Raw genomic sequence first — 14,035 nt, 5'->3', positions numbered from 1 at the left:
TATCAATGGCAACTAGGTTTTTACTAACATAACGCATAGATTTGTATAACAAGAGCCGTGTGATGGGAGACTATCAAGCACGGTTCTGTGAGAGGCTTAGGGTGAGACTCCCTTTGCCTACTCGACCCGCCATTTGTTAGTGGTCATTGAAAAAAACCATCATAAATAAAAAAACAATCAGTAACTAAATGAAAAAAGCCATAATTATAGGAGCTACGTCAGGAATTGGAAAAGGGTTAGCGAAAATTTTAACTGACAACAATTACAAGGTTGGTATAACGGGAAGAAGAACTGAATTACTTGAAGAACTTAAAACTAAAAGTCCAAAAACCTATTTTACAAGAACTTTTGACATAACCAATACGAAATTAATTGATGAAAATTTAAATTATTTAACATCGGAACTTGGCGGACTTGATTTACTTATAATTAGTTCGGGAACAGGAGATTTAAATGAAAAACTTGACTTTGAAATTGAAAAGCGAACAATTGAAACAAACGTAACAGGTTTTACTTGTATCACAAATTGGACATTTAATTATTTTGAGAATCAAAAATCAGGACATTTAGTTGCAATAACATCAGTTGGCGGACTTCGTGGAAGTGGAATTGGACCTGCATATAATGCCACTAAAGCTTATCAGATAAATTACTTGGAAGGATTAAGACAAAAAGCAAAGAAAACAAATGAACCAATCTATATAACAGATGTTAGACCAGGATTTGTCGATACCGATATGGCGAAAGGAGAAGGACAATTTTGGGTTGCCACAGTTGAAAAAGCAACTCGACAAATTTTCAAAGCTATTAAACGGAAAAAACAAATAACTTATATAACGAAACGTTGGCAATTGATTGCTATAATTTTAAAAAAATTACCAAGACAAATATATGCAAGAATGTAACAATGAAAAAAAACAACGAACCGCTAACAACTAAACCTTTGAGTAGCAACAACTGCCCAATAGGTAGGGGTGTTGATGGTTCCGATGGTATTATTGCTACTTTATGGGGAATGGTGTATTTTGAGGAATTTTTACGAAAAGGAATCTTGTAATACACAGCCTTTTTACATGCAGGTTTTTCAAAGAATAAATACTTTAAGAGTCTTAAAAGTTTGATAATTCGTGAGCTTTTAAGGCTTTCTTTTTTAGCTTGAAAATCTCGCAGTTTTACATTAATGGGGGAATGAAGGAAACAAATGCAAAACATCTATTGCAGTTTGGCTTTAGCCAACTGGGCCTTGTGAAATTAATAGAAAGGTTTTAGCCACATATAATAATTTGCATCTCCTATTTTTAAGGATGTTTTCAATTTTCAGGTATCTTTAAAAATAGCTATATTTAACACTTACTTGAGCAGTTTGATGAGTTTTTAGACAGACTGACGTTACCAACAATTAAGCTCAACATGAAGAATGCATGGATATTTGCAATCTTAATTTTGATCTTCTTCGGCTATTTTGCTTGGAATAATTTTGAATTACCATTATTGGGTAAGACTGAGAAAGTAACTGGAAAAATCTATGAAGTTAAGCCTCAACCTGGACTACGAGGTATGGGATTTGTACAAGGTATTTCATTTTTTTACTCATTGGATAAAAAATGGTATGAAGGACACTACGTATCAAATTCTAGAAATGATTTACAGAAAATTGGAAATTCAATCTCTTTAAATGTTCTCGTTTCGAATCCTGAGAGATTTAAAGTAATTGGTTTTTTTAAACAAAACCACTACAAAAATTCAATAGAGAAATTTTATTCAAACTATTTAAATGGACACTGTGAATTACTAATTGTAAATAATATCTACAAACAGACAGATTACTTTGACTCAAAAGATTCTACCATAGTAATAAATGGATGGATTAAGCAAAGAAGTGATAATTCTATTATATTTATTCCTACTAAAAAAACAATCCTCAGAGACAACAGAATTATACAGACTAAAATATTAACCGAGACAAAGGAAAATATTTTTTATATTAATAAAGAAAGCGACATAATCTTGAGCATTTCAAATAATGAAAAAGACTATGAAATGATTCAATAAAAGCCCATAACAACTAAGCCTTCGAGTAGCAACAACTGCCCAATAGGTACGGGGTGTTGATGGTTCCGATGACATTATTGCTACTTTATGGCGAATGGTCTGGTTTGAGGAATTTTTACGAAAAGTAATCTTGTAATACACAGCTTTTTCACATGCAGGTTTTCCAAAAAGTAAATAGTTTAAAAGCTTTAAAAGTATGCTAATAGCGAGCTTTTAAGGCTTTCTTTTTTAGCTTAAAAACTCGAAGTTTTACATTGATAGGGGAATGAATGAAACAAATGCAAAACATCTATTCTGAATAGCGAACTGTGATTTCGCTTTCGGTACTTTCCTAAAATAACTTGTATCCTTACTAGTTTTTTTTGCATAAAACCACAAAAACAAACCTGTTTGTTTCCCAATAATGACTTGTTAAATTATTAAGATCTTCTTTTGTTAGATACACATTGTTTTGTAAATTAGGCGAGCTAAAACATAATCAACTTATATTATTGTTGAATTTGTGCAACAAATACACTTGCAGGAAGATAGAAGAATACTTAGGATGATGTTTGTTTAGGGCTTAGGTGAAAAATTTGAAACAACTAGGCAATTATCATTCTAATAATTGATAGTTTTTAATGAACACGACAATAAATGCTTGGAGCTTTTCCAGATATCCAGGAGTTGTTTTGACCCCTGATATCCTAGAGTTTTATTCTATTTTTTAATTTTCATTTTATAGAGTGATTCAGGCTCTGTCAAAATTTAATAATACTAAGCTATTTTCCCTAGCTTTTTAATTAAATGCTGATCCTGCTTCCACTTTTCATTTGGAGTAATTCTCCCAAGTAAACCATGTAATCTTTCACTATTATAGAATGGCACATATCTTTTTATAATCTGCTGTATTTCACCGAAAGTACGATAATCGACTCTGTCAAAGATATCTCTCTTTAAAGTACCATGATATGCTTCAATATGCGCATTTTCTTCAGGTGTTGCCACGTGAGTAAATTCTTGTTCAAACCCGACTAAATGAATGTAATCTCTCACATTACGAGCAATAAACTGACTTCCATTATCAGATCTGATTATCAGAGATTCTGGAGTTGGATATTCATCGACAATTGTTGATAATAATTCAATCACCTCTTTTTGCTTTACATTGAATGCAAAAGTATAACCTAATATTTTTCTAGTATGAACATCAATTACCGATAAAAGATAAGCGTTTTTTCCCATATTGGGAATCCAAATCATCTTGATATCCATTTCAAGACACTCCATAGGATGGCTTGTGTGAACCTTCCTAAATCTTACGAACTTGCGACCACCACCACTTCTTTTAATTCTTGAATTAGGCTTTAAAAGACCAGTATTACTCATTATTCGGTATACTTTCTTGTGATTGATATCATAACCTTTCCGCTGAAGATACTTTGTCATTATTCGATAACCACAATCAATAAACTCATGCTCCAATACGCCTTTTATAGCTTCTACAACAGTCCTTTCTTCAACCAGGCCATCGTTACTATGCTTGGTTTGCTTGCTAGGCAAAACACCTTTTCTGCCATTTGGCTTCTCTTAATAGTAATAACTACTCTCAGAGAGTCCTACATACTTTAACAAATCTTTGATACTTACAGTATATTTTTCGAAGAAACGATCTACTAGATTTTTCTTGGATCGTCTGTTCCAAACTTTTTTTTTAGAAGTTCTTTCTGAATTTCCAATTCAATTTCCCGGTCTGCTAAAAGCTTGCGTAGAATCCTAATCTCTTCCTCTGCTTTCTTCATCTCTGGACTGCTGTTATCATATTTAACTCTTAAGCCAGCTTCTCCCTTAGTATCGAACTTCTTTTTCCAATTATAGAAAGATCCAGTACTAACATTATGTATTCTACAAACTTCTACTACATTACCAGTTTCTGCCTCGCTTAAAATGGCTAGTTTTTCTTCTAATGTCCAACGTCTTTTCATACCCTAAATTTAACTGTTTTAAATCTGAAATTTTACTCCAGTCTTTTTCGGGGCTAAACTATGAGTAAGCTGGACTAAAATAGTAGTAAAAGGTATTATTTTGATTTACTTAAGAATATTGATGATCATATAATTAAAAACGCTCAGTAGCTAACAAAAGTATAAATTAATGGGCGTTGACGAGCAAATTGATAAGGAAATCACATTAAATTACCTAGGAAATTTAGCAAAACAGTTTGGCGGTAAACAATCATTGCTATTGAGTATTTATAAACGTAGCGAAAATATGAAGTTGTACATAGATTTAGTAAAAAGGAATGAAAAAAATCCACTTTGGGTATTTATCGGATTAATGTTTCTAGTTGCTTCGATGCTATGGATTACTCCAAAATTGTTGAACTCTGAGCTAATTGGGATATTTGATTGGTTTTATTTCAGTTTTTTTGCGTTAAATGGTGTCGTTCACACAATTGGTGGACTTGGATATCCTGTAGAAGGATTAATCGGGAAAGCGTTTATAGAGGTTGACAATAATAGTATAAAGTTTAAGTTCGGAGTTTTAAAAAAAGAAGAGGCTGTAAATTGGGAAAATATTCAAACAATTGATTTTAAGACATATCAATTTTTAATATGCAGGAAAGACAATACTTACTTGACATTTCCCTTATTCAAACTAGAATATGCAATGGTTCAAAAAATAAAAAACACAATAACTGAGCTTGCAACGAAAAAGGAAATTCGAATTAATCAGTAAGTCCAAATTAAAGGTAGTGTAGAGCACAACAAATACCAAATTATTGCGGGTGCTGATGCGCTCCGTAAAAAGTTAAGAACAGTTAATTAAATGTAAACGAGACAATAAAATCATAAATAAAACGCTAACTGTTGTAAGTGTTAATAGAAAGAATAAGCACATGAATTTACATCAACTGCCACTTATAAAAATAGGATTATTGATTACTATCTGTACGATTTTTTTGATTAGTTGTAATCAGAAGGAATCCAACGAAGAATTGGAACAATTAAAATTAGAAGAGCTAAAAGCAAAATTTCATGGCGATTATAAATTAATTTCTTCCGATTCTGAAGATGCTGTCGATTTGAATATGGATGGAACAGCTTCTACCAACTTGCTTTTGGAGAATCCTAAGCTTTCGGAATCTCGTTTAGGCATTAGAATTTTAGAATCTGTAGATGGTTATCATTTTTTTGATGAAATGTGGCCGATGGTATCGTCGCAGGTGCGAAGAGATGAAGTTTTTGATCCTAATAAAGTTTATTCGACTTATGCAATAAGCTATGATACTTACTATAACATGAGTACTTGTATATTTAATGAGGATTATACATCAATACAATTACTTGATGCTGTGAAGAAGGACGATGTAAATACTTTAATAAGTATAGAGGCCATAATTCTTGAAGGAAATGAAATTATAAAAGTAAAAGCGCTTCGACGATTATATACCATAAAAGGATGGCTTACCTGCCAAATCGAATCTAAATATAAACGATACGATAATCAGCTAAAATCAGCAGACGGAAACTACTAATTTTTCGGGAGAATATAATTGCCGATAGATAATTTGGGGGAACGGAAGTCGATAAGGAAAAATGTGAATCTTATTGAGAATGGTAATTTTTAAAAAAATATAATTTAAGTAGTGTGATATATGAAAAATGTTGAAAAGCTCTTAGCTCAAACACAAAATATTAATGAAGTTTACGAGCTATTGTCTCAATATTTACAAGATACTTTAAAAAATTCTGTTTGTATTTTAGTTCAGCTAGACGAAAAACAGGATGAAGCTTTTGTGTATAGCTTAATCGGATTAAAAGCCCCATTATTAATTAGGTCGGTTCGTATTTTAGGCGTATATCCGGTACGAAAAAGGTTTAAAAATACTCCTTTTGGAAGAAGAAATTTTTTTTCATCCAATAAACTTACCCCTTTCGAAGGTAATTTGGCGCAGTTTTCGGAAAGTGCAGTTCCCGATTGGATTTGTAATCTTATCGAATTTGTTTTCAATATTAAAAATATTTATACGATAGGAATTAGCTACGAAAATGTTTCCATTGGTTCGGTAATGGTATTTCCAAGAATGGATGATGCGAGTTTATTTCAAGAAATTGAGAAAAATATTTCTTTGTTTGCGAAACGAATGAAAGAGCTTATGGATAACTATAAACAAGATGTTTTAGGTTTAGACACAAGAGATCAATTTACAAAAGCAATTTTAAATAATATCAGTCATGAACTTCGCACGCCACTTAATTGTATGGCGGGTCCAATCGATTTGGGACTTCGATTATTAAATGAGAACGAAAACACCAAAGAATTAGCTTCTATGATTTGGAAAAGCTCTTTTGAATTAACCGATAAGCTAGATAAACTTTTGGTACTATCGGATTTTCAAACCAATGGAGTTCGTATAAACCCCAAAAGCTTAAGTGCAAGTGAAATTGCATTTGAAGTGGAGCAAATTGTTCAGAAACAAAGATCTGTGTATAAAGACAGGAATATTATTTTAAACGTTAATAGAGATGCATTCACTATTCCGGATATTTCTATCGATCTTCTATACTTTCAACTTATTGTTGTTGAGCTAATAAATAATGCACTTAAATTTTCAGAAAAAGACATTAGCATCACGATTAGTGGAAATAAGGTTCTAAAAATGGAGATTTGCGATGAAGGTATTGGTATGAGTGAGAAGGAGATTAAAGAATATGTAAAAGCTTTTCATCGTAATAATGTAATTTCTGAAAAATATACAGGAATGGGAATCGGTTTAAGCATTGTGGAATATATTGTGAATAAACACGATTGGCATTTTTCGATTTCTTCTACTATTGATAAAGGGACAGTAGTTACAATTTATTTGGGAGAGTATGATAGTAAAAACACGGCAATAAATTCAAGTTCTTCGGTATTCGTAACGTCGGATATTACTAGCTGATCGCTTGTGTTCTGCGTGGTTGTAAGTAATTTTCCGATACTAACTTGGAGGGAGCTTCAAAAGAAATGCTTGTAAAAAATAGAGTTTTCAGAAACTTTTAAATTATAAACGGCTATATTGGGGTAATTCAGAAACAGTTGAACACAAAAGAGGAAATCAATATGGAATTAGATTACCCTACAATATTATTTTTCTTTGTACTGACGAATATTTTTAATATTGCATTATTTACCTACCAATATTTTTTTCATCATAAAAAATGGTATTTGTCAGTGTTTATTTTGGGTCTTTTATTTCAAACTATTGCTTTAATCCTAATCGCCAAAAGAAGTGCCCTTCCTTTTTTATATACCGTACAAATAAGTAATTTCTTTTTCTTTTCCAGCTTTGCATTAACCACTTATGGTTTGGTTTCGTTTGATGGCAAAATTCGAAAAAATCTGTTAACCGTTTTCGTTGTTTCTACGATTCTATTTTATTCTTCTTTTTTGGTAGTTGCCGAAAGTGATATCAGGCGTTTAATTATTCAGATAATTGCTTGTTCCTTTTTTTACGGGATAGGTTCTTTTTATCTTTTTAATTTCGAGAATAAATACAAATTTGCAAATATTATAAGCATGGCACTTTTCATATTTGCTGCTTTCCAGCTTTATCGTGCCAATGTTTTATATCAGATCAATCAGCCCTATAATTTTCTGAAAGGTTCCACCATCGACAATTGGTACCTTATAATTTCGTTGTTTAGTGTTAGTACCTTCCGAATCGGTTTTATAATGCTTTTGAAGGAAAGAGATGAACAAACAATACTTCTAAAAAATAAAATAATACAAGAGGATAAACTTAAACTTGAAAAGTTAAATCGCACGAAAGACAAGCTATTTTCAATTGTTGCGCACGATTTAAGAAGTCCGGTGAGTACTATTTCCGGATTTTCGGAAATGTTAATCAGTAACCTGAAAGATTTTAGTACTACGAAATCGGAAAAGTATTTAGGAATTATTAATTCTACGGCTCATAACACGCTTATTTTGTTGGATAATTTATTGAATTGGGCAAATTCGCAAACTGGACAAATTAAGTTTAATCCTCAAAAATTAGAATTGACTTCCGTGGTTCAAGAAATAGTTGATTTATCTACCTCAACAGCAATCGCCAAGGGGATTTCCTTGGTTCAAAATAAATCAGAAGAGGTGGAAGTGTATGCCGACGAAGCTTTGTTGAAAACAATATTGCGAAATTTAATTACCAATGCTATTAAATTCACAAATCCGGGCGGAAATGTAAAAGTAATCGCAAAAAAAGAGCAAACCAAAGTTGAATTTGTAATTTCGGATACTGGTGTTGGAATGGAGGAAGATACTGTTAGTAAGTTGTTCGGAAAGGAGGCGAACGAGACAAGTATTGGAACTGCAAACGAAAAAGGTACTGGTTTAGGTTTACTACTTTGCAAAGAGCTCGTGGAAAAACATGGTGGCGAAATTTCTGTGGAGAGTGAATTAGGAAAGGGAAGTGTTTTTAAATTTACATTGCCTTTGTATAAACCGGCATGCGCATAAGAAAACTACTTAACCTTATGCTTTACAACAAGCCACTAAATTTTTCGAAATGGAAATCTTCCATTTCTGCTAGCAGGTGTCCAAACGAGTTGCAATAATTCAGATTCTTTTTTCGATTTCCTATTATGCCTTGCAAATTGCAGGTTCGAAGTATGTTTTTTAGCTCTTAAAAACAAATTGATTGCTCTAAAAGCCATTTTAAGTTTTTTCTTAAGTTTTTTGATTTGTAACTTTGCCTTCTTGCTAGATGAACAATTTTAGCGAGTATTGTAGTAGATCAAAACAAAATTAAAAAAATTCTATGGGTAAAGAGGCTAAGAAGAAAGTGGTGAAGATAGAAACTTACGAATCGCTGAAAGCGATGTATTATTCAGGTAGGGTGAAGCCGTCGTTAAATAAAATTATTGTAGCATTAGAAAAGGATCCTGAAAACCTGGCACTCCTACTTTTGGCTTGTCAGTGTTTGGAAAGAACAAAGGATATTGATACATTATGTTCCTATGCGGATGCTGTTATTAAATTGGATTCTAAAATTGCCGCAGGATATTATTTTAAAGGAGTGGCGCTTCAGAATACAAAGGGAAAAGAGCAAGAAGCTCTAAAAAACTTTAACGAAGCATTACTTTTAGATCCCGAAAATACCATTTACCTTAAAAGTAAAGCCAGTACCCATTTTTCGCTTTACACAGATTATCATTTGCCATTACAATTTGCCGAAAAACATCGAGTTAAAACCGAAGAAAGTCTATTTAAAGTTGTAGAACTGATTGAGGGAAAGGAAAACCCAGATTATCAAGAACTTTTGACCATTGCAGATGTGTTAGTTTTGCTTAGCAAAGGCGTACGTGCCAAGAGGTATTACATTCAAGCGGTAGATGCCTATACTGCTTCCGAGGCATCAAATCAGGATAAAAATATCTACAAAGACATTATTAAAGCTCAAAATGCTTGTATAAAGTTGTTGGATAAAAATATTGAAGACGTTTAAACGACGGTATTCCGAAAGTGGAATTCATGATATTGAAGAGGGTTGGGCATTTTGCCTAACCCTTTTTTGATGAGTTAGGAGTTAGGAAATAAAAATTCTTTTAGCACTTTTAGGCTTTCTTTTTTATCGAAAATCCAATCGGAATAGGGAAGTGGGAACACGCTGATGCCGGCTCTATTCAAAATTCGATAGCGTTCAATTCCGAATACATTGGCATACTCACCAGGATATCCCACTAAATCAACTCCAAGATATTGGTCTTTGTATTTCACCAATAAATCAATTTTTAGTCCGGCAATAGAATAAGCTACCCAATAGTTCCTAATGTCCCAATTTTTTAAAATCTCTTTTACTTCGTTCAGGAATTGATCGTGCGAGGTCTTTTCTTGCTTCAATTGCACTTCCTTAATATTTGATTTCGATAGATAGCTGCGTAAAAGGCTATCGGTTTTTAATTCATTTTTTAAAATAGAATGATGAATGTATTGTTTGTTTCGTGCTCGGGTAATGGCTACGTTAAAAACATCGTCCTTATTAATATGGTTGATGGCAGAATGATGACTGTTGCCGTCGATGGCGAAAGATAGGTGCATAATGTCGCGTTCTTCGCCCTGAAAGCTGTAGGCTGTTCCTACTCTAATTTTGTGTTTCTCTATTTCGTTCATTTCGAACTGTTCGAGCAATTGTTTGGCAAGCTTATCTACCTGAGCTCTAAAAGGAGATAAAATGCCGATGCTGGAACACAAATCCTGCTGTAATTCTTTTTCAATTTCCACTGTTTCGCGCACCGCTTTCAGAATGGTATTGGCCTCGTTTTCGTTCGCTCCTTTTTTATCTCTGCGTCCATGGTTCTCTTTAAAACAAAGAGCATCCTCTGTTTCATCCGGTCTCGAAGTCATTATTTTTAACTGACTATCGTAAAAGTGTTCGTTGCTAAATGCGATAATCGGAGCTAAGCTCCTAAAATGTTCATCGAGCATGGCCACCTGATCGCCAGATTGCAAACTACTAATTACCACATCTAAAATACTTTTGTCGCGATAGTTAAGAATGCTGCTATCTGTAGTTTGTAGTTCGTATTTGCTTTGGAAAATAGATTGAATGCCTTTCGATAAAAAGGAGACATGTCGGAGCTGATTAGGATCACCAGCAAAAACAACCCGTTTCGCTCTTTGAATTAGAGGTAGGCAACTGGCAATATCGCATTGAGTGGCTTCATCAATAATCACTACATCAAACAATTCACATTCAAAGGGAAGCGCATCTTTAACTTCCGAAAGCTTGGTAAGCCATATGGGAAAAGCTTTTAAAACGGCTTCGAATTTTACTTCCGAAAACTTAGCAATTTTTGCGGTGTCGTTCCCCATTTTTAGCGCCTCATTAAAGCGCTGTATATTTTTCCAGTCGGTATCCATTACCTCCAGAATCTGAAAAATATATTTCAAACGTATCAGTAACTGAACCTCTTTTATTTGAGCTTCATCGTTTTGCTTTAGTTGTTGGCTGTATTTCCAAATTGGAACCTGAATTTGGTTTCTTATATCGATGTATTTGGTTTTTATTTTGTTCCAAGTTCCCGTTTTTTCTTTACTAAGATGTTCTCCCCATTGCAGTTCATGATCCACTTCTTTTGCGAAAGAGGCTTCCAGCTTTTTAATCAATTTAGCTCGCGAATGTATGGCCGACGATAAAGCATCTATTTTTTGTACCAGTTCATTCCTACTCATGTTTGGTAAATCGAATTCTTTCAGCAGGAAGCTTAGTTTGCGCGCGCGAGTAAGTAAGGATCGCATAAATTGATTCAATGGCGTGGAGTAGGAACGTTTTTTTCCAGTTCGGACAACCGCTTTATCTATTCCTAATTGCTCGTTAATTTTCGATGCAATTACATCTACGGCTTCGTCGGTTCGCGACGCAATTAATACCGATTCTCCTCTACTCATGTGCTCCAAGGCAACAGCGCTAATGGTATATGTTTTACCTGTTCCCGGAGGTCCAACAATTAAAGTAATAGGATTTATCGCGCTCGATTGTAGGATAGCTTGTTGGGCTTCGCTTAAAATCATCGGAAGATTGCCCTTTTTGTATTTTCTGATTTTTTTGTTGAAAGCGACATCGAAGAACAGGGAGCGTAAAGGCAACGAATGATTCGATTGGGAAGCCAGATCGTTTAGTTCGTTCAATACACCTCTGGTGTTTGATGATTTTTCAACAATGCCTAGTATGCTGCTGGGTAGCAGTATAAATTCATCTTGTTTTTCTTTCGATAATTTCGCGATGTTCTTTTTTATAGAGCTTACGCTTGTATTTTCTGGGTAAGAGTAAATATTTTCGATGTTTACATTGGCAAAATACTTTTTAAAGAGTCGAACAATCGATTCAATGTGCTCAAAGCGAATAAAATCTTTTGGTAGTTCCTCAAAAAGGGGATCGTTAAGAATATCTCCGCAGGAATCCTGCGATAAAAGAGTAATAATAGGGTAGTTAAGCCTTCTTTCGCTGGTATTGATGGATAGATAAAAGAATTCTTCTTTTTGTGTTATTTCAGCAGGATAATAGAACAGTGGAGCACATAAAGTTTTTACATCTCCTTTAAAATCGGTGTAGTTCCCACAAATAAAAAAGGTACCGTAAAGTAATTCCTTTTCTTTCTGGTAAATTTGCATTTTCTTTAAAATAGCTAAAGCTTTTACAGAATCAATCGGAACAATTGGGTGATTGTCGGTTAGCAAATCTTCTTTTCCTTCGAAGTACACTTTATTTTCAATTTTCGCATCTAAAAAATTATAGATGATTAACTCACGATTATCAGCTTGGTAGCAGTCGTGAAAGTATTGAATCAGATGGTTGATTGAATCAGGCATAATTGAATTTTGTGTAGAGTAGAGAATAGAGTGGTGCTGTAGTTTTTAAATTAGTTCAATATTCTAGCTAGTTCGGTAATAAACTCAGAATTGCTGTTTATACTATTGTGTCCTTCCCCTTTGAGTGTGATTAATTGATCGCTCGATTTAATAACTTTTTGAAGCATAAGCGAAGATTCGTAGGGAATTACCTTATCCTCGGTGCCATGAAAGAGAACAATTGGCATTCGGCATGCTACTATTAGTTCATTGGTTGGGAACTTATACTTTAGTAGTACTGTTGGTAAATATCTATACCTACGTTTCATCATATCCGTTAAGCTGAAATAGGGCGCTTGTAATAGTAGTAATTTCGGATTATTAGTGGATGCCAGATGGGTTGCCAATCCCGTTCCTATTGAGTAACCCAAAACAATCACCTGCTTTTCGGGATATCTTTTCAGGAGTAAGTTATATGCAATTTGTACATCGGTAAAAAGTTGTTGCTGACTATTTATTTCACCTTCGCTTTTGCCAAAGCCTCTGTAGTCGAGCATAAAAATATCGTAGTTTAATTTGTTGAAGGTTTTGGCAACTTCGCCACAATTAGTAAGTGAACCTGCATTGCCATGTAGATAAAATACAAGGCCTTTTGAATTTTCTACCGTAAATAATAGTCCATTTAGATTTTTATCATCTTCACTTTCAACATTTATTTCCTCAAAATTCATGTCGAAAGAATACTGATACTCTTTATCTAATTTTTGGGGAAAGAAAATTAATTTTTCCTGATTGAAATATAGAAGACTTGTAAGTAATAATACAAGGATACAAACAGCTTTTATACAACGGGATAAGAGTTTTTTCATGGGATTATTTCGCTAATTCTACTTTAAGTTGATTCCAGCCGTTTTTAGTCAGGATACTTTTGATTTTTGTGGATGTAGAATCGCGATTTTCCAATGTATATTTGGCACGAATTTCGGACTTGGGATGGGTGTCGATCCACACTGGATGTTTCGAATTAATGTGCTCGGATAAACTGATTCGAATTAGAAAATTTGCGAAAGCAGTTACATCTATTTGTGCATTATTTAAGTATTCAACAGCTTTTAAATCAGCTTCTTTTTCTAATTTTCGGTCGTATGCCGATGAAGATAAAAGCTTAGCGCTTTTCTTTACTGTTTTCGCATTGTTATTGCCACTACTTATGGATGTAATTACAGATAATCCCACTTCTTTCAGCATTTTTTTCACAACATGATTAAGTTCTATGTGTGCAATTTCGTGACAAATTACTCCAGCTAGTTCGGTATCACTTTCGGCAGCTAATAGTAAACCACGATTTAAAATTAAGTGTTTATTTGGAAACGCGAATGCATTCACCTCTAAATTATCAATAATATGTACTTTAATGCTTGTTTTATGGATAGCATTATTTTCACAAATTTTTGTAAGAATACTATCTACAGATGGAACGATTAGCCCTGTGGTGATTTCTTTTTCATCTGCACGAAAGCTTTCCCAGTAGATATCGCCTAGTATTTCTTCCGTTAAAATTTGTGTTTTTTGTTTCGTAAAGAAAGACAACCAGTTGATCTCTTGCAAGCCAAATAGTAATCCGAAGAAAAGTCCTGTGCTTACCAGTGCTTGAAAAACGATCTTTTTCATC

General features: G+C 33.7%; 13 protein-coding genes. 8 read left to right on the top strand and 5 right to left on the bottom strand.

All coding sequences use genetic code 11. The features are described 5' to 3' along the window. Positions 1–188 precede the first annotated feature (188 nt). The 3 genes from BZG02_RS08220 (at position 189) to BZG02_RS08215 (ending at position 2,052) form a co-directional block, all read left to right on the top strand. Positions 189–905 carry an SDR family NAD(P)-dependent oxidoreductase gene (locus BZG02_RS08220; protein WP_101260933.1) on the top strand — a complete coding sequence of 239 codons (717 nt, stop codon included), beginning with the start codon at positions 189–191 and terminating at the stop codon, positions 903–905. Positions 906–907: 2 nt separating this feature from the next. Next, positions 908–1,057 carry a hypothetical protein gene (locus BZG02_RS20800; RefSeq protein WP_180335670.1) on the top strand — a complete coding sequence of 50 codons (150 nt, stop codon included), beginning with the start codon at positions 908–910 and terminating at the stop codon, positions 1,055–1,057. A gap of 353 nt (positions 1,058–1,410) precedes the next feature. Then, positions 1,411–2,052, top strand: coding sequence for a hypothetical protein (locus BZG02_RS08215; protein ID WP_101260932.1), 642 nt, complete (start codon positions 1,411–1,413; stop codon positions 2,050–2,052). A gap of 756 nt (positions 2,053–2,808) precedes the next feature. Here BZG02_RS08215 and BZG02_RS08210 read toward each other — a convergent pair. Together BZG02_RS08210 and BZG02_RS08205 are read right to left on the bottom strand one after the other, a co-directional pair. Further along, entirely contained in the window at positions 2,809–3,594 is a 786-nt protein-coding gene (locus BZG02_RS08210; protein ID WP_218972185.1) for an IS3 family transposase, read from the bottom strand. A gap of 113 nt (positions 3,595–3,707) precedes the next feature. Next, entirely contained in the window at positions 3,708–4,016 is a 309-nt protein-coding gene (locus BZG02_RS08205; RefSeq protein ID WP_101260931.1) for a transposase, read from the bottom strand. A gap of 169 nt (positions 4,017–4,185) precedes the next feature. On the opposite strand from BZG02_RS08205, the gene BZG02_RS08200 reads away from it, so the two are divergent. From BZG02_RS08200 to BZG02_RS08180, 5 genes are all read left to right on the top strand, one after another. Continuing rightward, entirely contained in the window at positions 4,186–4,770 is a 585-nt protein-coding gene (locus BZG02_RS08200) for a hypothetical protein (protein WP_101260930.1), read from the top strand. A gap of 160 nt (positions 4,771–4,930) precedes the next feature. Further along, complete coding sequence (locus BZG02_RS08195) at positions 4,931–5,569, top strand: hypothetical protein (protein WP_101260929.1); 639 nt, start codon at positions 4,931–4,933, stop codon at positions 5,567–5,569. Positions 5,570–5,689: 120 nt separating this feature from the next. Next, positions 5,690–6,976 carry a sensor histidine kinase gene (locus BZG02_RS08190; protein ID WP_101260928.1) on the top strand — a complete coding sequence of 429 codons (1,287 nt, stop codon included), beginning with the start codon at positions 5,690–5,692 and terminating at the stop codon, positions 6,974–6,976. A gap of 161 nt (positions 6,977–7,137) precedes the next feature. Then, on the top strand, positions 7,138–8,532 hold the full coding sequence (locus BZG02_RS08185; protein ID WP_101260927.1) for a sensor histidine kinase: 1,395 nt from the start codon (positions 7,138–7,140) through the stop codon (positions 8,530–8,532). Between the two features lie 301 nt (positions 8,533–8,833). Then, entirely contained in the window at positions 8,834–9,520 is a 687-nt protein-coding gene (locus tag BZG02_RS08180) for a hypothetical protein (protein WP_101260926.1), read from the top strand. A gap of 74 nt (positions 9,521–9,594) precedes the next feature. Here the strand turns inward: BZG02_RS08180 and BZG02_RS08175 are convergent, their stop codons facing one another. From BZG02_RS08175 to BZG02_RS08165, 3 genes are read right to left on the bottom strand one after another with little or no spacing between them, the layout of a single operon-like run. After that, positions 9,595–12,384, bottom strand: coding sequence for a DEAD/DEAH box helicase (locus BZG02_RS08175; RefSeq protein ID WP_101260925.1), 2,790 nt, complete (start codon positions 12,382–12,384; stop codon positions 9,595–9,597). Between the two features lie 50 nt (positions 12,385–12,434). Beyond that, positions 12,435–13,232, bottom strand: coding sequence for an alpha/beta hydrolase (locus tag BZG02_RS08170; protein WP_101260924.1), 798 nt, complete (start codon positions 13,230–13,232; stop codon positions 12,435–12,437). Between the two features lie 4 nt (positions 13,233–13,236). Continuing rightward, positions 13,237–14,034, bottom strand: coding sequence for a M48 family metallopeptidase (locus tag BZG02_RS08165; protein WP_101260923.1), 798 nt, complete (start codon positions 14,032–14,034; stop codon positions 13,237–13,239). Position 14,035: the final 1 nt, after the last annotated feature.

It is taken from the genome of Labilibaculum filiforme (genome assembly GCF_002843315.1).
Classification (GTDB): Bacteria; Bacteroidota; Bacteroidia; order Bacteroidales; family Marinifilaceae; genus Labilibaculum; species Labilibaculum filiforme.
Note: the sequence above shows the minus strand (reverse complement) of the source record. Positions and strands in the feature narration are given on the sequence as shown.

Coding starts and splice junctions, on each gene's coding strand:
- BZG02_RS08190 (WP_101260928.1), top strand. CDS start 5,690: ATGAAAAATGTTGAAAAGCTCTTAGCTCAAACACAAAATATTAATGAA.
- BZG02_RS08215 (WP_101260932.1), top strand. CDS start 1,411: ATGAAGAATGCATGGATATTTGCAATCTTAATTTTGATCTTCTTCGGC.
- BZG02_RS08175 (WP_101260925.1), bottom strand. CDS start 12,384: ATGCCTGATTCAATCAACCATCTGATTCAATACTTTCACGACTGCTAC.
- BZG02_RS08220 (WP_101260933.1), top strand. CDS start 189: ATGAAAAAAGCCATAATTATAGGAGCTACGTCAGGAATTGGAAAAGGG.
- BZG02_RS08185 (WP_101260927.1), top strand. CDS start 7,138: ATGGAATTAGATTACCCTACAATATTATTTTTCTTTGTACTGACGAAT.
- BZG02_RS08165 (WP_101260923.1), bottom strand. CDS start 14,034: ATGAAAAAGATCGTTTTTCAAGCACTGGTAAGCACAGGACTTTTCTTC.
- BZG02_RS08200 (WP_101260930.1), top strand. CDS start 4,186: ATGGGCGTTGACGAGCAAATTGATAAGGAAATCACATTAAATTACCTA.
- BZG02_RS08170 (WP_101260924.1), bottom strand. CDS start 13,232: ATGAAAAAACTCTTATCCCGTTGTATAAAAGCTGTTTGTATCCTTGTA.
- BZG02_RS08180 (WP_101260926.1), top strand. CDS start 8,834: ATGGGTAAAGAGGCTAAGAAGAAAGTGGTGAAGATAGAAACTTACGAA.
- BZG02_RS20800 (WP_180335670.1), top strand. CDS start 908: ATGAAAAAAAACAACGAACCGCTAACAACTAAACCTTTGAGTAGCAAC.
- BZG02_RS08205 (WP_101260931.1), bottom strand. CDS start 4,016: ATGAAAAGACGTTGGACATTAGAAGAAAAACTAGCCATTTTAAGCGAG.
- BZG02_RS08195 (WP_101260929.1), top strand. CDS start 4,931: ATGAATTTACATCAACTGCCACTTATAAAAATAGGATTATTGATTACT.